This is a genomic window from Streptomyces sp. NPDC001507 (assembly GCF_042894765.1).
Classification (GTDB): domain Bacteria; phylum Actinomycetota; class Actinomycetes; order Streptomycetales; family Streptomycetaceae; genus Streptomyces.
On sequence record NZ_JBIAVV010000001.1, the window covers coordinates 1,078,434 to 1,098,739 of the forward strand.

Consider the following 20,306-nt stretch of genomic DNA (forward strand, 5'->3'; position numbering starts at 1 on the left):
GATCCGGGACGTTCCGAGTGCGCTGGGCCTTGGATCTGACCGGGCAGGCTGCCGGTCAGCGGCAAGGCGTCGGACACGGATGAGGGCGGCTGTCACGCTTGCGAAGCCGAGGACCCACCGCCTTTGGTCCCGACCCGAGTGGAGAGGGTCGGTCAGGCCTCGTCGGCGTCGCCCAGGGCGCCGCGCAGCGCGGCGCGGGAGGCCACGCCCAGCTTGGGGAAGGGCTGGTGGAGGTGGGCGGAGACGGTACGCGGAGACAGGAAGAGCCGTTCGCCCAGCGCCTCCAGCGTGGCGGTGTCGGCCGCGTCGTACGGCCGGTGCTGCATCCCGTCGGCGCCCACGAGCAGCCGGTGGGCGGTGCCGAGGTCGCCTTCGCCGCTGAGCAGGGTGTGAGGGGCCGCCGCGACGGCGGCGACCAGCGGCCCGGCCCGCCCGCCGCCGGCCCTGCGGGCCTCTTCGAGCAGCCTCGGCACGTCCCGCAGGTCACCGGTCGGATCCGCACCGAGATACACGCCGCCTCGGCGATCCGCCGGCTGCGTTCGTAGCCGCGCGGGCTCAGCTCCGCGGCACGCAGCAGCGCGGCGACGGCACCGCCCGCGTCACCGCGCCGCACCCTGTCGCGCGCCACCTGTTCGAGCAGGCCGGCGACGTCCTCGCCGGCGCGTGGCCGGCACCGTCGATGCACGTCTCCTTGCCTACGCCCGTACCCTGCGCCGGGACACCGCCGCCGGGCATACGGCTTCCGGCGGGCATGGGGCGGCGGGCCGGGGACGGGGGAGTTCACCGGCTCACCCGTGCCGGGCGCGGACGCGGCGACGTGGACGGACGCCGCGACCGTGCGGTGCCGACACCCTTGCGGGCGCGTGCGGAAGTTGTCACGCTGGATGTTCGCACCGCTTGCTCCCGCTCTACGGCGTTCGCGAGACCGCCGGCCCCGACCAGTCCCGGCTCGTTACGTTCGTGCGCGCAGCTCTCCCTCCCGGCGCCGATGCGCGTACACCGCGACCGGCCGGACAGCCGCCGCCTCACCTGTGGAGCACACCATGGACACGAGCGAGGAGGCCGCCCGCGGCCTGACCGACATCCAGGACTTCCTGTACCAGCAGGCCCACCTGCGGGCGGCACGCCGGCGCGTCTCGGCGTTCGTCGCCCGGGAGCCGGGGCTGACCCGGGAGCAGAAGGCGGACATCGAGCGCTGGTACCTCCAGGAACAGGCCTACGTGGCCCACATGGTGACGGAGCACATCGCCGCCAGCGTCAGCGCGGTGGAACAGCGGCACCAAGCCCGCTTCGGACGATGGCTGCGCGGCACGCTGACCGCGATGCTCCTGGTCACCGCGGCGATGGCGGTGTGCGTCACCGTGGTGCTGGTCGGCGCGTCGTAGACCGGGGAAACGCCGGGCAGGGGCCCGGCGGCCGCGCCGGACCCCTGTGGAGCCGGCCCTACTCCTGTCCGGCCAGCCAGTCGGCGAACGTGACCTCGCCGAGGTCCGCGGCCGGGCCCGGCAGGAGCGTGTCCTCCTGCAGCTCGGCACCCCAGTACGTGGCCTGCGGGTCCGTGACGATCTTGCGGGGGTCGTCCTGGGCGGCGAGCCCCATCCGGATGAACTCCTCCAGTTCGAAGCTCTCCGGGCCGCCGGTCTCCACCACGCCGTTCACCGGGGCGCCGGTCGCGGCGCGGGCCACGGCCGCGGCCACGTCGTCGGAGACCATGGGCTGGATGCGGCCGGCGGGCAGCCGCACGGTGTCGCCCTCGGTGACCCCGTCGGCGAGCCCCTTCGCGAACTCGAAGAACTGGGTCGCGTGGACGACGGTGTAGGGGATGCCGGACGCCTGGATCAGCTCCTCCTGGGCCTGCTTGGCACGGAAGTACCCGCTGCCCTGCAGCCGGTCGGTGCCCACCACGGACAGCGCCACATGATGCCGCACCCCGGCCTCGGCCTCCGCCTCGAGGAGGTTGGCCGTGGAGGCACGGAAGAAGTCCATGACGGCCCGGTCCTCGAACGAGGGGGAGTTGGACACGTCGACCACGACCGAGGCGCCCTTGAGGGCCTCGGCCAGGCCCTCGCCTGTGAGGGTGTCGACGCCGGTGCTCGGTGCGGCGGCGACCGCCTCGTGCCCCTGCTCGCCGAGCCTGCGGACCAGCTTCGAGCCGATGAGCCCGGTGCCACCGATGACCACGACCTTCATGACGGGAATCCTTTCGCGATCCTTCTGCTGCTTCCGACAGAAGAGACCGGGCAGCCCCCTCAGGTGTGACACGCGCTCCGGAAACCCGGGGAGCGGGTATGTCATCCCTGCAGCGACGCCACGTAGGGAGCCAGCTTCGCGGGGTTCATCACCCACAGGAGACGTTCGATGCCGCGCGCCGACACGTCGGCGGACAGCAGCGCCACCGCGGTTCCCGAGGCCGAGACCAGGACGGCCGGCCTGCCGTTGGCCTCGACCCACCGCACCTGGGCCTGCGGCCAGAACCGCGGGGCGAAGGCGACCAGGTACCGGGAGACGTGCGGCAGCCCGGACACCGGGATCTTCGATGCCCCGCGGATGCCGCCCCCGTCGGCGTAGCTGACCACGTCCTCGGTGAGGACCTCCTCCAGGACCGACAGGTCGCCGTTCTGCGCGGCGGCGAGGAACACCTCGAGGAAGCGCCGGTGCTCGGCGGAGCCGACCGGTTCCCTGCGCTCCGCCGCCAGCCGCTTGCGGGCCCGGCTGACCAGCTGGCGGGCGTTGGCCTCGCTGGTCTCCACGATGTCCGCGATCCGCCGGTAGGTGTAGTCGAACGCCTCCCGCAGCACGTACGCGGCCCGCTCGACCGGGTTCAGTTTCTCCAGCAGGAAGAGCACCGCCATGTCGAGTGCCTCCGCGCGCTCGGCGCCCAGCTGCGGATCCTGCCGCGTGTCGACGGGCTCGGGCAGCCAGGGCCCGATGTACGACTCCCGGCGCACCCGGGCCGACTGCGTGAAGTTGATCGCCAGCCGGGTGGTCACCGTGGCCAGGAAGGCGGCCGGCTCGTGCACATCGGTACGGTCGGTGTTCTGCCACCGCACCCATGCCTCCTGGACGATGTCCTCGGCCTCCACCGCGCTGCCGATCACGCGGTAGGCGATGCCGAAGAGCTGCGGACGCGCCGCGACGAACTCCTTCGTCGCCCGGTCCAGGGAGTCGGCGTGGTCACCGGCGCGCATCCATGTCCTCCAGGGTCGGACCAGCATGCTACAAGCCGGTCCGGCCCCGGCCGGCGCACGGCAGGGGCCGGGGTGTCGGAACCCCCGGAGGTCAAGGGCAGGGCGGCGGCCGGTAAAGGCACGGCCAGGAGCCGGTCCTGCCGGCCAGATGCCTGACATGTGATGGCCAGGTGGTCATGTGGTGTTCATGTGACAGCAGTTGGGCTGGGCAAGGGTGCGGTCGTTGTCTGCTCAGCTGCTCGTCGGGAGGGCGTCATGACCACACACACAGAGTCCGCACAGGACAGACCGGCGGAGGGCCCGGAGGGGCTCAGCCGCCGGCATGCGCTGGGCCTGCTGGGGACCGCGGGGGCGGGTGCGGCCGCCACCGGCCTCCTCGGGGCGGGCACGGCCCAGGCCGCGCCGCTCGCCGCTCCGGCCTTCCATCTCACCGCGGACTCCTCCGGCGCGCCCCCCGTCCAGGGCCTGCACCTGACCTTCGGGGCGGACCCGCGCACCCAGATGACGGTGTCGTGGATCACGGACCGTCCGGTGACCAAGCCCGTCGTGCGCTACGGCACCCTGGAGCACGGCTTCGGCTCCAGCAAGAAGGCCCGGACCGTCACCTACGTCGACGGCACCTCGAACCGCACCGTCTACGTCCACCACGCCCTGCTGAAGGGGCTGACCCCGGACACGGACTACCTCTACCTCGCCACGCACGAGGGGGCGACCCCGGACAGCGGCACGTTCCGTACGGCTCCGCAGGGCCGCCGGCCGGTCACCTTCACCAGCTTCGGCGACCAGTCCGCCCCGCAGGTCACCTGGGCCGCCGACGGATCCGTCGGCCTGGACGCCAACTCCACGCCCGCGACGAAGGACATCGTCACCGGCATCGAACAGGTCGCCCCGCTGTTCCACCTCCTCAACGGCGACCTCTGCTACGCCAACCTGGACGTCGACCGGGTGCGCACCTGGAACAACTTCTTCACCAACAACACCCGTTCGGCGCGCTTCCGTCCCTGGATGCCGGCGGCCGGCAACCACGAGATCGAGAAGGCCAACGGCCCGCTCGGCCTCGGCGCCTACCAGACGTACTTCTCGCTGCCCTCCACCGAGACCGACGCCGAACTCGCCGGTCTGTGGTACGCGTTCACGGCCGGTTCGGTGCGGGTCATCGTGCTGCAGAACGACGACAACTGCCTCCAGGACGGCGGCGACATCTACATCAGCGGCTACTCCGGCGGCCGCCAGCTCGCCTTCCTGGAGAAGGAGCTGAAGGCGGCGCGCTCCTCGAAGGACGTCGACTGGGTGGTCGTGGCCATGCACCAGGTCATGGTCAGCTCCTCCGACGCCAACGGCGCCGACCTCGGCCTGCGCGAGAAGTACGGCCCGCTGTTCGACCGGTACGGCGTCGACCTGGTGCTCTGCGGTCACGAGCACAACTACGAGCGTTCGCTGGCCGTGCGCGGCGTGGTGAACGGCAGCGAGACGCTGACGCCCAACCCGGTCTCCCGGGCCACCGACGACATCGATGCCGACCTCGGCACCGTGCACATGATCCTCGGCGGCGGCGGTGTCTCGGGCACCACGAACCAGAAGTTCTTCAACGACGGCACCGGCAAGGTGATCACCGCCGTCTCGGCGACCGCCGGTTCCAACGGCAAGCGCACCTCCACCTACGTCCAGGAGAAGGCCGTGTGGGTGGGCGTCCGGGACGTCGAACACCCCTACGGCTTCGCCGCCTTCACCGTCGACCCCGGCCGGCACCCCGGTGACACCACCCGGATGCACGTCACCTACTACAACGTGAACAAGCCGAACGGCGACCTGTCGGTCTTCGAGACCTTCAGCCTGCACCGCAAGCGCTCCGACGGCCACGCCGGCTGATCCCGCTGCCGGCCGGAGAGCGGGCCGGGCGGCAACAGCCCGGCCCGCACCCGGATATCCGGCGTCAGCCGATGCTCGCGAAGCCGGTGGTCAGCGAGGTGGTCGTCGCGGCCTCGGCCGGCTGGGACAGCTCGTACCGGACCGTGGCCTCGCCGGTGCCGGCCGGGGGGAGGTCGACGGTCTCGCCGACCTCGGTGTGCAGCTCGACCGTGGCGCCCGAGAGGGTGCCCCTGGCGGGACGGCACCGGACTGTGCGGCGCCCTCGCCGGTCTGGCCGGGCGCCTGCCGGGACCACTGGCCGAAAACGGCGAACTCCCGCCGCGCCGAGGCGACATCGCAGCGTGGCGCCCACTGGAACTGCTTGGCGGCGCAAGGATAAGCTCCCGGATGGGGGCGAATTGGTGAGGAAAGCCGGACGCCGTCAGGAGAACCGTGGCGCCGTCGCACTCGATCGATCTCACGGTTCGACAACATGTCAACGTGTCGCTGTTCCGCCGGTTGACTGCCGCCCGGCGTGGACGTGCGTGGCAGTCTGGCGGTGCCGCAGTGATGTCGAGGTCAATCACTCCTGGAAGGAAGTGCCGTGGCACCGGTGCTGGTCGGACTCGAAGGTCTGCTGGCGGGGGAGCGCATCCCGGTCCTGGACACCCGCGTCACCTTTGGGCGCAATTCGGAGAACACCGTCGTCATCTCCAGCCTCAGCGTCTCCCGCTTCCACGCGGAGATCGTCTTCGACGAGGACAAGGGTTACGTGCTGCGTGACCTGGAGAGCAGCAACGGCACACTGGTCAACGGGGAGGAAGTGGAGTCCCGGCTGCTGCAGCCCGGCGACGAGATCACCCTGGGCGACCAGGAGTTCCGCTTCGAGGTGGCGGACGCCATGGAGACGCTGATGGCGCTCTCCCTGCCCCGGTCCGTCACACATGCCGGGCAGAAGAGCGAACAGGGACCCGTACTCCAGGTCACCGTCGCCGGCGGCGGCCCCGTCGGGCTGTCCCTCGCCCTGCTCCTGGAACACTTCCTCGGGCCCCAGGTGAAGATCACCGTCTACGACGGCAGGTGGCGCAAGCAGGGCCGCGGCGTCGTCTGGAAGAGCCAGGACGAGGGCAACGTACGGCGCCAGCAGGTGGTGACCGTGCAGAGCCGCCAGTACCTCGCGTGGCCCGAGGAGGTACAGGCCCGCCTCTTCGACCCGGAGCACTACACGGAGATGTGGCCCTCCGGCCCGGACTCGGTCGGCGACCACAGCCCGCGCAACATGCGCATCGCCTACATCGAGGACCGCCTGCTGGAGCTGGCCAACGAGAAGCGGGACCGGATACGCCTCGTACCCGCCCGGTTCGACCCGGCGGAGCAGCAGGAGGCGCTCGCCTCCCAGCACGTGCTCGCGATCTGCGACGGCGGCCGGTCGCGCACCCGGGAGCACTTCGCCGCCCGGTTCGGCAAGGCCGACGAGTCGATCTACTCCCTCGACGGCCGTCACCTCCAGGACGTCGTCCTCGGCCTGCGCGTGAAGTCCGGCCTCACCGACCCCATGGCGGTGCTGCTCACCGTCGCCCAGAACCGCTTCCTGCTCAACTCGCTGCGCGGCGAGGGCTTCCTCAACATGCGGCTGACCGACGCCGAGGCCGCCGAGGTGATCGGCCTGGACCCGGTCCGCCGGGTCTTCGAGGAGTGCATCGCCTCCCGGCCGTGCCTGATGGACCGCGACGAGTACGGCGACTTCCAGTGCTCGACGCACGGCACGCTGTTCCTGCCCGCCCTGGTCAAGGGCTCGGCCCTGTGGCGGCGGGTGCAGGAGGGGCTGCTGCTGTTCGGCGTCGAGGCCGACGACCTCTCGGCGGTCACCAGCTTCCGCCTGGACATGGTGCAACGCCCCCGGTTCTCCGCCGAGCTGCTGCCGCCCACCAGCACCTCGCCGGGCACGTACGGCTTCCTGCTCGGCGACGCGGCCAACGCGATCCACTTCTGGCCGGGCCGCGGCCTCAACAGCGGACTCGCCTCCGCGATCTCGCTGGCCCGGTCCCTCAACGGGGCATGGAACGGCAGGCCGTTCCGGGACGCGGACTTCCTCCGGCACGAGGCGGCGATGTCGATGCTGCAGTACCGGCACAAGAGCCGGGCCTGGAAGGCGATGGTCACCACCGACGACCGCGGCGTCACCTGGGCGATCAAGGACATCATCGGCCACGGTATCGACGGGATCCCCGAGGAGCCCGACCGCGAGGCCGACACCAAGACGCTGCTGGAGCGCATGCAGGCCATCCGAGACCGGCTGGCCCTCCGCCTGCCCGGCATGCCGGACGACGAGGCGATCCTGGAACGCCTGCGCACCCTGCAGCCCGCCACGCTGCGCATGCTCGTCCTCAGCGGCGCCTGGGACACGCTGACGATGGGCGGTGAGGAGGTCGACATCGACATCTTCTACGGCCAGGACTCGTCCGCGGCCGCCGCGGCCGTGGAGGCACTGGAACCGGCCGCCCAGGCGTAGCGCCCCCGACCCCGGCACCCTGCCCGCCGGACCGTTCGTACCGGCGGGCGGGGCGGTCGGCCCTCGGCCCTGTCGTCGTGCGGCGGGCCGTCGGGTGGCGGGCCGTCGTGCAAAGGACCGTCGTCCGCAGGCGGTCAGGTGTGCGGGCCGTGAGGTGTGCGGGCGGTCAGGTGTGCGGGCGGTGGCCCTTCTCCTGGCGGGGGAAGGACTGGTCGGCGCCCGGCAGGGTCGGCTTGGGCAGCGTGGCCACTTCCTCCTGCGCCTTCGCCAGCTGCTCGGCGGTGTCGCCGGAGAGCCGGGGTGCGCGCGGACGGGCGTCGCGGAAGCGGAACGCGGTGGTCAGGTCGCCGAAGGTCGACCGACGCCAGTCGCTGACGTTCGGCTCCTCGACGCCGGTGAACCGCTCCAGGAACTGCAGCGCCGACGTGTGGTCGAAGGCCTCCGAGGCCACCCAGCCGCCCACCGTCCAGGGCGAGACGATGACGGCCGGGACCCGGAACCCGCCGCCGATCGGCAGCCCCTGGATGAACTCGTCCTTCGTGCCCGCCGGCGGGGTCGGCGGCGCCACGTGGTCGAACAGGCCGTCGTTCTCGTCGTAGTTGAGGATGAAGGCGGTCTTCCGCCACACCTTCGGGTTCGACGCGATGGCCTCGATCTTCGAGGCCACGTAGTCGGCACCCGCGGCCGGCAGGTAGTCCGGGTGCTCCGACTGGTAACTCGTCGGGCAGATCCACGACACCGTCGGGAGCCGGTCGCCCCGCGCGTCGTCCTCGAACGTGCCGTGCGCCTGCGGCCGCACCCCCCGCTCGTAGAGGTCGGAGCCGGGCCGCGCGTTCCTGAAGGACGCGAACTGCTCCAGCACGTTGGTGCCGTAGTCGTCCTCCTCCTGGTACACCTTCCAGCTGACCCCGGCGGCCTGGAGGCGCTCGGCGTACGTGGTCCAGCGGTACGCCGTGGGCGCCGCGTTGCTGATGACCGGGCCGCCGCGCGTGCCGCCCGGGTCGATCGAGCCGGTCATCCACATCAGGCGGTTGGGCCAGGTCGGGCCGAGCACCGAGCAGAAGTAGTGGTCGCAGATGGTGAAGGTCTCCGCGAGGGCGAACTGGAAGGGGATGTCCTTGCGGGTGTAGTAGCCCATCACGTAGGGGCCGTTGACGCCGTCGGCCTTGCGGTGGGAGGGCAGCCACTGGTCCATCCTGCCGTTGTTCCAGGCTTGGTGCTGCACGGACCAGGCGTGGCTCGTGGAGGGGATGGCCTGGGCGCTCGACCTGTGCGTGTCGAGGTGGAAGGGCAGCAGGTAGCCCTTGGGGTTGACGGCGTCGGGCTGGTAGAAGACGGACCGCCCGTCGTCCAGCTTCAGCGCGTGCGGGTCGGCGAAGCCGCGGACGCCGGAGAGGGTGCCGAAGTAGTGGTCGAAGGACCGGTTCTCCTGTATCAGCATGACGACGTGCTCGATGTCGCGCAGGGAGCCGTTCTTCGGCGGTTCGGCGGCGACGGCCTTCCGGACGCTGGGCGGCAGGAGGGACAGGGCCGCGGCGCCGCCGATCGCGCCGGCGGCGGAGCCCAGAAGTCTGCGACGGGTCAGTTCGGCCATGACTGCTCCTTTCTCGGGCCCTCCGGAAGGAAGGCCTTTGCGGGAGTGACGGCAGGCCCGGCCACGAGGACGGGCCGTCGTTCACTGCGGGCCCCGGCCGGTGCGGTGCGTCAGGTGCGGCTGGTGAGCTCCGGGCCGACGCGCGGAGGGAATGTGCCGGCTCGTTACGTCCGACACCCGATGGACGTGCGGGTGTTGCCGGACGTTATAGAACGATGGGCGCTACATGAATCGTGCGCGTCCGGGCCGCGCGTACCGCGGCGGGGGCGCGGCCCATGACGACGGATCCCGTGACGGGTGCCGGCACTCCTGATTTGCTGCCGTGCATCTCCCCGTACCGTGCCGGCCGGGCCGCGCCGGTCGCCGGCCGCCAATTCTTGATCCATGTTTTACGTCCCCTGGGGAACTGGAACCCGTACTGCAGCAGTCTGACGGACAGTGGGCCTGAAGAGGCCGCAGAGCGAGACGAGTGAGTGGGGCAGGGCGTGGGACGGCGCAAGGGCGGTATAGGCATCGCAGTCGGTACGGTCGCAATGCTGGTGGGGGTGACCGCCTGCGGCGGCGGGGGCGGCAGCGACAAGGCGAGCGGGGGCGACGCGAAGGCGTCCGGGACGCCGAGCGCGAGCGCCTCGCCCAGTCCCACGAAGCCCGCGGGCCCGCCGATGCTGCTGGACACGATCACCCCGCAGACGGGCACCACGGTCGGCGTGGCCATGCCGATCTCGGTGATCTTCACGAACCCGGTGGCGGCCAAGGCGCGGGCGAACGTCGAGAAGCACCTGAAGGTCAGCACCTCGCAGCCGGTGGTGGGGGCCTGGCACTGGATGGGCGACCGGCGCGCCGACTGGCGGCCGAAGACCTACTGGCCCTCCGGCACGAAGGTGAAGATCGACGCCGACATGACGGGCGTCAGCAACGGCAACGGGCGCTACGGCGTGCACGGTTACACGCACACCTTCACGATCGGCGACGACGTGCGGGCGGACGTCTCGGTGACCGGCCACACCATGAAGGTCACCCGCAACGGCCAGACCGTGCGCACCCTGTCGATCAACGCGGGCAGCGCCCAGTACCCGACGTGGGACGGCACGATGGCCGTGATCGACAAGCAGGAGAAGGTCCACATGACGTCCTGCAGTGTCGGCATCAGCTGCGACAAGGGCAGCCCCAACTTCTACGACCTGACGCTGCCCTGGGACGTCCACCTCACCCAGTCGGGCACCTACGTGCACTACTCGACGGGCGACCCCAACCCGGGCAGCGGCAGCGCCCGCGGTTCGCACGGCTGCGTCCACCTCTCGCTGTCCGACGCCAAGTGGTTCTACGGCCAGGTCAAGCAGGGCGACCCGGTCACCATCACCGGCTCGCCCCGGGGCAAGGCCCCGGCCGACAACGGCTACGCCGACTTCAACCTGAGCTGGGACCAGTGGCTCACGGGCAGCGCGTCAGGACAGGAGACGACCACGGCGCTCTGACCCGCGGCGGGAGGGTCGCCGGTTCTCCTCCGGGAGCGGCGGCGGCCCCTCCCGCCTGCGCCGGCCCAGGACGACTCCGGCCAGGGCCAGCACGAGTCCGCACAGTTGCCGGCCGGTCAGCACCTCTCCGCCGACCGCCGTGCCGAGCAGGACGCCCGTGACGGGGTTGAGCAGACCTATCAGCCCCACCGTTCCCGCCGACAGATGCCGCAGTCCGGTGAACCAGGCGACGAAGGCCAGCGCGGTGGCCACCAGGGAGACGTAGCCGAACGCGAGCAGCGCCGGTGCGGAGAGCGCGGGCGGCGGACCCTCCACCGCCGCGGCGACCGGGAGCAGGAAGAGGCCGCCGGCCGTGAGCTGCCAGGCGGTCGAGGCGAGCACGTCGGTACCGGCGCTCCACCGCTTGGTCAGGACGTGCCCGAAGGCCGAGACCAGCATGGCTGCGGCCGAGGCCAGGACTCCCGGCACGCTCGTGCCCTCCACCCCCGTGAGCAGCATGAGGCAGACCCCGCCGAGTCCGAGCACCGCGCAGGCCAGTTGGGCGGGCCGGGGCCGCTCGGAGACCAGGGGCCAGGCCATGAGCATCATCGTCAGCGGGGACACCGCCATGACGGTCGAGGCGACGCTCGTCGGAAGCAGCTGGGAGGCCGTGTAGACGAGGACGAAGAACACGCTCATGTTGAGCAGCCCGAGCACGGCCGACCGCCACCACCACGCACCAGGCGGCCGCTGCCTGCGCAGCGCCAGCAGGACGAGCCCTGCGGGCAGCGCCCGCAGGGCGGCCCCGTAGAGCGGGCGGTCGGCGGGCAGGAACTCGTGCGTCACGTAGTAGTTGGCACCCCAGGCCACCGGCGCCACCGCGGTGACCGCCACCCAGCGCGAATTAGCTTCCATGGAAATTAATATAGCTTCCCGGGAAGGTATTGTGGAGACATGAAGCACGATGAACCCATCGACCGCGTGGCCCGCATCCAGGCCGACTGGCGCCGCGAGCGGCCCGACGTCGACATCGGCCCGCAGGGGGTGATCGGCAGGCTGCACCGTCTGGCCGGCCGGCTCACCGAGGAACTCTGCCTGGTCTACGGCCGCTACGGCCTCACCGAGGGGGAGTTCGACGTCCTGTGCGCCCTGCGCCGTGAGGGGGAGCCCTACGAGAGGGCGCCGGGCGAACTCGCCGCGCACACCATGGTCACCACCGGCGCGATGACGAAACGGATCGACCGCCTCGAACGGGCCGGACTCGTCACCCGCCGCCGCTCCGACGACGACCAGCGCGGCCGCATCGTCGCCCTCACCACCCCGGGGCGTGAACTCGTCGACCGTGCCTTCACCGACCACATGCGCAACGAACGCCGCCTGGTCGACCTGCTGACCCCCGCCGAGGCCGAGTCGCTCGAAACCCTGCTCACCACCTGGCTGGCCCGCATGGAGGACCCGGACACCCCCGGCGGCGGATGACCGGCCTCCGGTACGCGGCCACGCTCACCGGTTCACTCGGAGGGATGAACCTCACGCGCTCGTGGCAGGGCTCGTTCCAGAGAAGGTGCCGGGGGAGCGGGGAACGCGGCGAAGCCGCGATCGGCTCGTCGCGCGTCGGCCCGCCAGGAGGATGGGCGCATGGTGTGGATGATGTGAGACACGGAAACCTCCTTCGTCGGCCGGGCGGCGGAACTCGGCCGGATCGCCGCGGAGATGGGCGGCAGCAGGCTGGTCACCCTCAGCGGCGCGGGCGGGGCCGGCAAGACCCGGCTCGCCCAGCGGGCCGTGGCCCTGGGCAGGGCGGCCGGCACGGGCACGGACGTCGCCTGGGCCGACCTGTCCCCGCTGCGCAACGCACACCTGCTGGCGGCCACCGTCGCCGACGCGCTGGGCCTGTCCGACCACACCCCGCGGCTGCCCGCGGACGCGGGGTGCGCCTGGATCGGCGACCGGAGCACGCTCCTGGTGCTCGACTCCTGCGAGCACCTGCCGGCCGAGTGCCGCGACCTGGCCGGCGACCTCCTGACGGCCTGCCCGAACCTGCGCATCCTGGCCACCAGCAGGGAGCCGTTGCGGGTACGGGGCGAGGCGGTCGTCGAGATCGAGCCGTTCGCCTCGGCCGCGGAGGCGGTGGCCCTCATCGCCTTCCTCGCCGGCCGGCCGCACGACTCCGTACGGCACGCGCGGGCCGCCCTCGACGCCAAGCGGCACATCGGGGACGCCTTCGGGATCGGGCATGGTGATGGACCTCCTCGCCATCGCCCTGGCCGACGCGGGGGAGGAACCCGCGGCCGCGTACGCCTTCGGCGCGGCGGCCCGTTTCTGGGAGACGGTCGGACATCCGCAGCGCGGCACACCGGAGATGGCGGCACTGCGCGGCGACTGCGAGGACAGGGTCGTACGCCGCATGGGACTGAAGCGGTACGGCCAGACCCTCCGCCGGGCGGCCGCCGCTGACGCACGCTCACTCGTGTCCTGGGGCGCGTACGGCGGCCCGGTGCCCGAGCAGTGACTCCGCGCCGGTACGCCGGGCGTTCCCGACGGCTCGGGCACGTCCGGGCGCGCCCCGCCGTCGGCAGGGCGCGCCCGGAGCGGCGCTCAGGTCAGGCCGAAGGCCTGTGCGCCGGACCCGTTGCAGTCCCAGATCTGCAGGCGGGTGCCGTTGGCGGTGGCGCCGCTGGGGGAGTCGAGGCAGCGTCCGGACTGGGGGTTGAGGAGGGAGCCGTCGGCCTGCTGGACCCATTTCTGGCCGCCGACCCCGTTGCAGTCCCACAGCTCGACCTTGGTGCCGTTCGCGGTGCCGTTGCCCACGATGTCCAGGCAACGCCCGAGCGTGGCGAGGGAGTTGTCCGCGCCGTGGTACCAGTGCTGGTCGATCGCGTACGACTGGCAGCCCCACAGCTGGACGGCGGCCCCGTTCGTGCCGGTGTCGTCGGCGGCGACGTCCACGCACGTGCCGCCCGGGCCCTTGACCGGCCCGCCGCCGTTCACCGAGAACTTCTGCGCGGCGGCGCCGTTGCAGTCCCAGATCTGCAGGCGGGTGCCGTTGGCGGTGGCGCCGCTGGGGGAGTCGAGGCAGCGTCCGGACTGGGGGTTGAGGAGGGAGCCGTCGGCCTGCTGGACCCATTTCTGGCCGCCGACCCCGTTGCAGTCCCACAGCTCCAGCTTCGCCCCGGCGTCCGTGCCGTTGCCCACGATGTCGAGGCACCGCCCGAGGGTGGACAGCGAACCGTCGGGGTTGTGCGTCCAGTGCTGGTCCTCGGCGTACGTCTGGCAGTCCCACAGCTGGACGGCGGCCCCGTTCGCGCCGGTGTCGTCGGCGGCGACGTCCACGCACGTGCCGCCCGGTCCGGTGACCGTCCCCTGCGGGCCGTTCGGCACGTCCGTCGCGCCGTTGTAGCCGACGGAGACGATGTTCGCCTGCACGGCGTTCTCGGCGGCGTCGGTGGGATAGCCGGAGACCATGACGCCCTCGAAGAAGGTTCCGCGGTTCCAGTTGCTGTTGTCGCCCCCGATGCCCAGGATGATGCCGCCCTCCTGCTGCATGGGCTGATAGCCGCCCCGGGTCGGCAGCGCCCCGTCCCACCACGTGGAGAGCCCGCCGGACCGGGAGTCACCGCCCTTGAGCGCGTACCGGGTCCGCCCGTTGTTCTTCAGGACGGCGGTGACGAAAGTGGAGCCGTTGCCCCGGTTCGCCGTGTTGGAGCCGTTGTCGCCCTGGAACATGCCGTTCTCCAGGTCGGCCTCCACCCACGGGCCGTTCCCGGTGCACGGCGCGAAGTAGCAGGTGGTGGCGATGGACACGGCGTCCATGTGGCCGTTGCCGGTGTCGGCGGGGGTGCGTTCGGCGTTGCCGTAGTCGAAGCAGCAGGCGGATCCGACATGGGTACCGCTGGCCACCATGTAGGCGCCCTCGGGCTGTCCGCCTACGGCGACACCCGACGCAACCCCGGTGTAGCGGTAGCCGACCCCGGGCGAGATCCAGAGGCCGTAGACCTTGTGGCCCCCCGCGGTGACGGCGATCTCGGACGCGTCGGCACCCCGGTCGGCACCCATGCCGGCGGTGCCGGCGGGCCCGGGCGTGAGGTCGTTGTGCCGGCCGCTCTGGTCGTAGATCTTCGTGATCCGGCAGCCGCCGTCCGCGGCGCAGAAGGCGTCCTGGGTGGCCGCGTCGGCGTACCCGCCCTGGGTGAGCAGCCCGATGTCGGCGGTGGCCCCGTCCGAGACGCGGGTCACCTGGTACAGCGGGCCGGCGTAGGAGGAGAACAGCGCGCGGGTGACGCTGTGCGCGGCCACGCACGGGGTACCCGCCGCGGCGTAGATGTCGCAGGGCAGCGAGCCCGCGGCCTGCGAGGCGGCCGGGAACCCGAGCAGCAGCCCGAGCGCGAGACCGAGGGAGGCCAGTACGGCCACAGCCCGCGGCCTCCGTAAGCAGAATCGTGACGAGTTCATGACATTGTGGACGGACGAAGATCCAGGCATGCGCGTCCCTTCGAAGCTGGAACGGGGGGAGGCCGCACCGAGGTGCGGCGGCACAGCTCTCAGATCGGCTCGGCCCGGAACTTACGCACGCTGTTCGAGTCCGTCAATATTTGTTTCCTTATTTTGGTTCAGACCAGGCCCGGCGGGTGGCGGCGGTTGCAGGAGCACAGACCACGCGTGGGGAATCGCCGTTCCGGGGCAGCAGGTTGTGGTGCGGGATGTTCGCATCCGCCGCGGAGTTCGCTCCGGCGAACCTCCGCCGGTGGAACCCTCTGGCGGTGGAACGGGGACGTTCGCCACCTCCGCGGCAGCCTTCGTCGTACGGCCCCTCGGCGGACTCTTCTTCGGTCCGCTCGGCGACCGGGTCGGTCGGCGTCCCGTCCACGGGGTCTCCGCGGCCGCCATGATCCTGCTCGCGGTGCCGTCCTTCCAGCTATCAGGATGCACGGCACCTGGCCACCCGTCCTCGGCCTACTGCTCCTCGCCACCAGGCCGGCGCGGTCGGTCTGCTGACGGTCCGCGCAGCCGCACGGTCTTGAGCGCGTCGGGACCGGGCGGCCCACCACCCGCGCACCGAGCCCCTCGGCATCCGCGCGAAGGGTGCCGGTCGAGCCCACGGCTCGCACGGCACCCTTCCCGTTCGGCGTCCGCTGTGCGCGGACGGGGTCAGGCCTTGGCCTGCATGGAGCTTCGTGCGGGATTGCCCTGCTCGGCCGCCTTGGGATCCTTCTCGTCGCCCTTGGCGCGGACGCCGTCGGCGATGCGCTTGCCGATCGTCTCGTCGATGTTCGACCAGTACGTGAACGCGCGCTGGAGGACCGGCTCGCTCACGCCGTTGAGCAGATGCCCCACGACGTTGTCCACCAGACGGTCGCGGGCGGCGTCGTCCAGCACCTCCCGGACCATGGTGCCGGGCTGGCCCCAGTCGTCGTCCTCGGGGTGCGAGACGTACGCGGCGCGGACGATCTCGCCGTCCGCCTCCCAGGTGGGCGGCGGCCCGAAGCGGGCGGGGTCGGCGACGGGGCCACCCTTGGAGTTCGGGGCGTACACCGGGTCGGACGTCTTCCGGTAGGCCATCGCCCCGTCCTTGGAGTACGTGTGGACGTCGACGACGGGAGCGTTCACCGGGAGCTGCTGGTAGTTGGCGCCGATCCGGTGCCGGTGGGCGTCCGCGTAGGAGAACAGCCGGGCCAGCAGCATGCGGTCCGGGCTGGGCCCGATCCCGGGAACGAAGTTGTTCGGCTGGAACGCGGCCTGCTCGATCTCGGCGTGGTTGTCGGTCGGATTGCGGTCCAGGGTCATCCGTCCGACCGGGACGAGCGGATAGTCACCGTGCGGCCACACCTTGGTGAGGTCGAACGGGTTGAAGCGGTATCCCGCGGCGTCCGCGTACGGCATGAGCTGCACGTACAGGGTCCAGCTGGGGAACTGGCCGTCGCGGATGTGCTCGAACAGGTCGCGCATGTGGTAGTCCGTGTCGACGGCGGCCATCTGGTCCGCCTCGTGCTGGGTGAAGAACTCGATGCCCTGGTCGGTCTTGAAGTGGTACTTCACCCAGAACCGCTCGCCCTTGGCGTTGATCCACATGTACGTGTGCGAGGTGTAGCCGTTCATGTGGCGCCAGGTCCGGGGGATGCCGCGGTCGCCCATCAGCCAGGTCACCTGGTGGGCGGACTCCGGGGAGAGCGTCCAGAAGTCCCACTGCATGTCGTGGTCGCGCAGGTTGTTGTCCGCCCGGCGCTTCTGGGACCGGATGAAGTGCTGGAACTTCATCGGGTCCTTCACGAAGAACACCGGCGTGTTGTTGCCGACCATGTCGTAGTTGCCCTGGCTGGTGTAGAACTTGATCGCGAAGCCGCGGGGGTCGCGCCAGGTGTCCGGGCTGCCCCGCTCACCGGCGACCGTCGAGAAGCGGATGACCAGGTCGGTGCGGGTGCCGGGCTGGAAGAGGCCGGCCATGGTGTAGGCGCTGACGTCCTCGGTCACCTCGAAGTGACCGAACGCGCCGCTCCCCTTGGCGTGCGGCTGGCGCTCGGGGATCCGCTCCCGGTTGAACTGCGCCATCTGCTCGATCAGATAGGCGTCCTGCAGCAGGACCGGTCCCCCGGGCCCCACGGTCAGCGAGTGCTCGTCGCTCTCGACGGGGGCACCGGAGTCGGTCGTGGTGAGGGGTGGCTTCTGCGTCATGACTCTGCCTTTCTCCGCGCGGAGCAGTGGGTGCCGGTCCCTGCGGATACTGGGGTCCTTGCGGTGTCCGGGGGGCCGACGGCCGGTCGGCACACCCGCGGCCGCGCCCCGCAGTGGCGGGTGACCCGGCACGAGCGAGGCAAACACCGAGCGCCCGCACCGTTGCCCGGGCCGTGTGGCGACGGCGGCCCGGCCCGGTTCTCCGGCATCCAGCCTGGTCCCACCGGGCCTGTGCCGCCACTCGGGGGCCTGGGACATTTCTCGGCTGGAGCGGCCGCCGGTCGTGTCCCCGGGGCGGGGACGGTCGTTCCTCAGGGCATGAAGAGGATCATCACTGCCGCCGCGCTCGCCCTGACGGGCGTGGCTCTTGCCGCCCCGGCCCACGCGGACGGAACCGCCCCCGGCCCCTCCCGCGACCTCGCCACCAAGGTCGCGGGGGCGCTGCCCAAGGCCGCGGTGGCGGGTCTCAACGCGGCTGCCTCGTCCATGGCGACCGGCATGCAGGACCGGCCCCCGGCAAAGTAGAGCGGGGCCGGCCGTCGGGTCCGTCCGTCGCACGGGTCCGTCCGACCCCGGCCCGGTCCGTTCCCCGCGGCCCGGGTCGGGCGGTTACCCGTCGGTCGGGGACGACCCGTCGTCGGGGGCTACCTGTCCCGCCCGTACCGCCGTGCCGGACCGCTCCTACCGGGGCGAGGGGTCCGGGGGCGCGCCGGTCAGCAGGTGGCGCTCGTGGGACTCGTAGCGGCTGCGTTCACGGTCGGCGGACCTCCGGCCCGCCAGGACGGTGGTGAGCCAGCCGGTGAGGAAGCCCGCGGGCACCGAGAGGAGCGCGGGCGTGTTGTAGGGGAACCAGGCGAAGTCGGCGTCCGGGAACGCGGACAGTGGCGTTCCGGACACCAGGGTGGTGCCGGGGGCCAGGGCGAGCACGGTCAGTGAGCCCACGATGAGGGTGGCGAGGAGCGCGGTGCGCGTGTAGCGGCGCCAGAAGAGGGTGTAGAGGAGTGCGGGGGCGATGGCGGAGGCGCCGAGGGTGAAGGAGACGGTCGCCAGCGGCTGAAGGCTGCGGTGCTGGGCGAGGACGGCCAGCACGATGGTGGGGACGCCCACGGCGAGGGCGCAGCACCGGGCGAGGGCGAGCTCCCGGGCCGGTGCCGGGGAAGTGGCGCGGGACGCCGTCAGGTCGTGGGCGAGGGTGTTGGCGCAGGCCAGTGTCATGCTCGCGACGGAGGCGAGCAGGGTGAGGAAGACGGCGGTGGTGACGGTGGCGAAGAGCAGGCTCTCCGGCCGGGACAGGCCGGTTCCGAACGCGGCGCGGGCACCCAGCAGGTAGGCGGTCGTGCCGTGCGCGTCGGCGGCGGCGATGCGGTCGTGACCGAGGAGCGCGGTCGCGCCGGTGCAGATCAGGGTGAGCATCAGGATGAAGAGGGTCACCGAGGAGACCGCCCAGGACATCGCCCGGCGGACCTGGCGTGGCGTGCCCGCCGTGTACATGCGCATGGTGACGTGCGGCAGGGAGGCGCCGCCCAGCACGATGGCGCCTTGGGTACTGGCCATGTCCAGCGCGGGATGCGGGCTGCTGGAGTACTGCAGACCCCAGGTCAGATAGGCGTCCCCCGCTCCGCTGCGCGCGGCCGCCGCGTGGAACAGCGCCTGGGGCTGCCAGTCGAACGCGCGCAGGATCAGCACGCTCACGACCAGCCCCGAGCCGAGCAGCGCCACCGTCTTGATGATCTGGACCAGCGCGGTGCCGGGCATCCCGCCGAGCGCCGCGTAACTGATCATGAGGACCCCGGCCCCGGCCACGCACCCGTTCTGCATGCCTGAGTCGGTGAACCCGAGGACGTACGCGAGGAGTTCACCGACCCCGGCGAGCTGGACGACCATCATCGGCACCAGGGCGGCGAGGGTGACCAGGCAGGCCGTGACACGCACCGACCGGGCAGGGTGGCGACGGGCCAGCGCGTCGCCCATGGTGTAGCGCCCGGTGTTGTGCAGGGGTTCGGCCAGCAGGAACATCAGCAACAGCAGCGACAGCAGGGCACTGAGGGCGAGGACGATGCCGTCGTAGCCGCACAGGGCGATGATCCCCCCGATGGTGAGGACGGTGGCGGCGGAGATGTAGTCACCGGCGACGGCCAGCCCGTTGCGCAACGGCGACAGGGACCGGTAGCCGGTGTAGAACTCGGCGAGGTCGTCCGCCTCCGGGCCGGTGAGCACGCACAGCAACAGGGTGAGGGCGACGACGGCGCAGAACGCGACGAGGGACCAGGACTGTGCGGAGCCGCCCAACCCGGTCACGGCGCCTGCTCCCGGTCCGTGACGGCCACGCCCGTCTGGCGGCGGGCGCGCCGCGCCAGGGGATCCACGAAACGGTGCGCGGCGGCCTCGTGGAGAAGGACCGCCAGCCAGGTCACCGGAATCTGGACGAGGGCCAGGACCAGTCCGGTGGGCAGGCCGCCGGGACCCGGACGGGTCATCAGGGCAGGCGCCTTGACGGTCAGGGTGAGGAAGGCGACGAAGTAGCCGAGCGCGGTGATGGTCGCCACCCGCCGCTGCCAGCGGTACGCCCGCCGCAGCAGGCGCAGGGTGCGGTGGGCACCGGAGCGGGGGTTCGCCGCAGGGGTGCCGTACGCCTCCTCGCCGGTCGACCAGGCCGGGGACGGGCGGTCGTACGGGGACGGGTGGCCGTAAGGGGAGCGACCCGAGGGTAAATCAGGCACATCATAGGACATTTCGGCAACTCCTCGGTGGGGAACCGGGGCCGGTCGTGACGGGTCGCGAGCAGGGAGGGCGGTTCGGCCGGCCGCACGCCGTACGGCCGGGAGCTGGTGGGAAGCCGTGTGTGCCGGTCGTCCGGGACGTCGTCTCCTGGGGGAGCGGTCGGGTGGGCGAAGCGCCATGGTCTCCGGCGTGGGCGCCGTCCGCCAGGGGTGCGGCCGGAGTCGATGGGGGCGGCCCGTGGCGCGTGGGGCTGACGTCGGGATCTCTGCCAGCAGGTGATGAAGCATGGGCGGAGCGCGCGGTGGCGCGATTGTTTCCCG

Annotated in this window: 16 protein-coding genes and 1 pseudogene; 7 read left to right on the forward strand and 10 right to left on the reverse strand. The window is 71.7% G+C overall.

Annotated features, from left to right (window positions below; genetic code table 11):
* Positions 1-152 precede the first annotated feature (152 nt).
* Positions 153-305: pseudogene (locus ACFY0K_RS04865) on the reverse strand (LuxR C-terminal-related transcriptional regulator); the annotation flags it as partial.
* 738 nt (positions 306-1,043) lie between these two features.
* Between ACFY0K_RS04865 and ACFY0K_RS04870 the strand changes: the two are divergent.
* Entirely contained in the window at positions 1,044-1,385 is a 342-nt protein-coding gene (locus tag ACFY0K_RS04870; RefSeq protein ID WP_390638611.1) for a hypothetical protein, read from the forward strand.
* Between the two features lie 58 nt (positions 1,386-1,443).
* Here ACFY0K_RS04870 and ACFY0K_RS04875 read toward each other — a convergent pair whose 3' ends face one another.
* Entirely contained in the window at positions 1,444-2,190 is a 747-nt protein-coding gene (locus tag ACFY0K_RS04875; protein WP_382731981.1) for an SDR family oxidoreductase, read from the reverse strand.
* Between the two features lie 101 nt (positions 2,191-2,291).
* Positions 2,292-3,188 (reverse strand): RNA polymerase sigma-70 factor, encoded by an 897-nt coding sequence (locus ACFY0K_RS04880; protein WP_390638612.1) that lies wholly within the window; start codon positions 3,186-3,188, stop codon positions 2,292-2,294.
* Positions 3,189-3,443: 255 nt separating this feature from the next.
* On the opposite strand from ACFY0K_RS04880, the gene ACFY0K_RS04885 reads away from it, so the two are divergent.
* Complete coding sequence (locus tag ACFY0K_RS04885; protein WP_390638613.1) at positions 3,444-5,057, forward strand: purple acid phosphatase family protein; 1,614 nt, start codon at positions 3,444-3,446, stop codon at positions 5,055-5,057.
* 64 nt (positions 5,058-5,121) lie between these two features.
* Here the strand turns inward: ACFY0K_RS04885 and ACFY0K_RS04890 are convergent, their stop codons facing one another.
* Positions 5,122-5,352 (reverse strand): hypothetical protein, encoded by a 231-nt coding sequence (locus tag ACFY0K_RS04890; protein ID WP_390638614.1) that lies wholly within the window; start codon positions 5,350-5,352, stop codon positions 5,122-5,124.
* A gap of 288 nt (positions 5,353-5,640) precedes the next feature.
* Here ACFY0K_RS04890 and ACFY0K_RS04895 point away from each other — a divergent pair, with 288 nt between their 5' ends.
* Positions 5,641-7,548 (forward strand): FHA domain-containing protein, encoded by a 1,908-nt coding sequence (locus tag ACFY0K_RS04895; RefSeq protein WP_390638615.1) that lies wholly within the window; start codon positions 5,641-5,643, stop codon positions 7,546-7,548.
* A 166-nt stretch (positions 7,549-7,714) separates the two neighbouring features.
* Here ACFY0K_RS04895 and ACFY0K_RS04900 read toward each other — a convergent pair whose 3' ends face one another.
* Complete coding sequence (locus ACFY0K_RS04900) at positions 7,715-9,142, reverse strand: alkaline phosphatase family protein (RefSeq protein ID WP_390638616.1); 1,428 nt, start codon at positions 9,140-9,142, stop codon at positions 7,715-7,717.
* A gap of 533 nt (positions 9,143-9,675) precedes the next feature.
* Here ACFY0K_RS04900 and ACFY0K_RS04905 point away from each other — a divergent pair.
* Entirely contained in the window at positions 9,676-10,617 is a 942-nt protein-coding gene (locus tag ACFY0K_RS04905; protein ID WP_390638850.1) for an Ig-like domain-containing protein, read from the forward strand.
* On the opposite strand, the gene ACFY0K_RS04910 is transcribed toward ACFY0K_RS04905, so the two are convergent.
* Positions 10,588-11,511: an EamA family transporter gene (locus tag ACFY0K_RS04910; protein WP_390638617.1), complete on the reverse strand. Its 924-nt coding sequence runs from the start codon at positions 11,509-11,511 to the stop codon at positions 10,588-10,590. The two genes, ACFY0K_RS04905 and ACFY0K_RS04910, sit on opposite strands and share 30 nt — an antisense overlap.
* Positions 11,512-11,550: 39 nt before the next feature.
* Here ACFY0K_RS04910 and ACFY0K_RS04915 point away from each other — a divergent pair, with 39 nt between their 5' ends.
* Both ACFY0K_RS04915 and ACFY0K_RS04920 read left to right on the forward strand, forming a co-directional pair.
* The gene (locus ACFY0K_RS04915) at positions 11,551-12,075 is read left to right on the forward strand and encodes a MarR family winged helix-turn-helix transcriptional regulator (protein ID WP_390638618.1); all 525 of its coding nucleotides are present in this window, start codon (positions 11,551-11,553) and stop codon (positions 12,073-12,075) included.
* Between the two features lie 234 nt (positions 12,076-12,309).
* Complete coding sequence (locus ACFY0K_RS04920; RefSeq protein ID WP_390638619.1) at positions 12,310-13,053, forward strand: hypothetical protein; 744 nt, start codon at positions 12,310-12,312, stop codon at positions 13,051-13,053.
* Between the two features lie 141 nt (positions 13,054-13,194).
* On the opposite strand, the gene ACFY0K_RS04925 is transcribed toward ACFY0K_RS04920, so the two are convergent.
* Together ACFY0K_RS04925 and ACFY0K_RS04930 are read right to left on the reverse strand one after the other, a co-directional pair.
* Positions 13,195-15,009, reverse strand: coding sequence for an arabinofuranosidase catalytic domain-containing protein (locus ACFY0K_RS04925; protein WP_390638620.1), 1,815 nt, complete (start codon positions 15,007-15,009; stop codon positions 13,195-13,197).
* A gap of 735 nt (positions 15,010-15,744) precedes the next feature.
* On the reverse strand, positions 15,745-17,265 hold the full coding sequence (locus ACFY0K_RS04930) for a catalase (protein WP_390638621.1): 1,521 nt from the start codon (positions 17,263-17,265) through the stop codon (positions 15,745-15,747).
* Between the two features lie 318 nt (positions 17,266-17,583).
* Here ACFY0K_RS04930 and ACFY0K_RS04935 point away from each other — a divergent pair, with 318 nt between their 5' ends.
* The gene (locus ACFY0K_RS04935) at positions 17,584-17,790 is read left to right on the forward strand and encodes a hypothetical protein (RefSeq protein WP_351959748.1); all 207 of its coding nucleotides are present in this window, start codon (positions 17,584-17,586) and stop codon (positions 17,788-17,790) included.
* 156 nt (positions 17,791-17,946) lie between these two features.
* Here ACFY0K_RS04935 and ACFY0K_RS04940 read toward each other — a convergent pair whose 3' ends face one another.
* Together ACFY0K_RS04940 and ACFY0K_RS04945 are read right to left on the reverse strand one after the other, a co-directional pair.
* A complete protein-coding gene (locus tag ACFY0K_RS04940) occupies positions 17,947-19,563 on the reverse strand; it encodes a cation acetate symporter (RefSeq protein ID WP_390638622.1) in 1,617 nt (538 codons plus the stop codon).
* Positions 19,560-19,997 (reverse strand): DUF485 domain-containing protein, encoded by a 438-nt coding sequence (locus ACFY0K_RS04945; protein WP_390638623.1) that lies wholly within the window; start codon positions 19,995-19,997, stop codon positions 19,560-19,562. Before ACFY0K_RS04945 ends, ACFY0K_RS04940 begins: the two co-directional genes overlap by 4 nt.
* Positions 19,998-20,306 lie beyond the last annotated feature (309 nt).

Coding starts and splice junctions, on each gene's coding strand:
- ACFY0K_RS04870 (WP_390638611.1), top strand. CDS start 1,044: ATGGACACGAGCGAGGAGGCCGCCCGCGGCCTGACCGACATCCAGGAC.
- ACFY0K_RS04875 (WP_382731981.1), bottom strand. CDS start 2,190: ATGAAGGTCGTGGTCATCGGTGGCACCGGGCTCATCGGCTCGAAGCTG.
- ACFY0K_RS04880 (WP_390638612.1), bottom strand. CDS start 3,188: ATGCGCGCCGGTGACCACGCCGACTCCCTGGACCGGGCGACGAAGGAG.
- ACFY0K_RS04885 (WP_390638613.1), top strand. CDS start 3,444: ATGACCACACACACAGAGTCCGCACAGGACAGACCGGCGGAGGGCCCG.
- ACFY0K_RS04900 (WP_390638616.1), bottom strand. CDS start 9,142: ATGGCCGAACTGACCCGTCGCAGACTTCTGGGCTCCGCCGCCGGCGCG.
- ACFY0K_RS04905 (WP_390638850.1), top strand. CDS start 9,676: ATGCTGGTGGGGGTGACCGCCTGCGGCGGCGGGGGCGGCAGCGACAAG.
- ACFY0K_RS04910 (WP_390638617.1), bottom strand. CDS start 11,511: ATGGAAGCTAATTCGCGCTGGGTGGCGGTCACCGCGGTGGCGCCGGTG.
- ACFY0K_RS04915 (WP_390638618.1), top strand. CDS start 11,551: ATGAAGCACGATGAACCCATCGACCGCGTGGCCCGCATCCAGGCCGAC.
- ACFY0K_RS04920 (WP_390638619.1), top strand. CDS start 12,310: ATGGGCGGCAGCAGGCTGGTCACCCTCAGCGGCGCGGGCGGGGCCGGC.
- ACFY0K_RS04930 (WP_390638621.1), bottom strand. CDS start 17,265: ATGACGCAGAAGCCACCCCTCACCACGACCGACTCCGGTGCCCCCGTC.
- ACFY0K_RS04935 (WP_351959748.1), top strand. CDS start 17,584: ATGAAGAGGATCATCACTGCCGCCGCGCTCGCCCTGACGGGCGTGGCT.
- ACFY0K_RS04945 (WP_390638623.1), bottom strand. CDS start 19,997: ATGTCCTATGATGTGCCTGATTTACCCTCGGGTCGCTCCCCTTACGGC.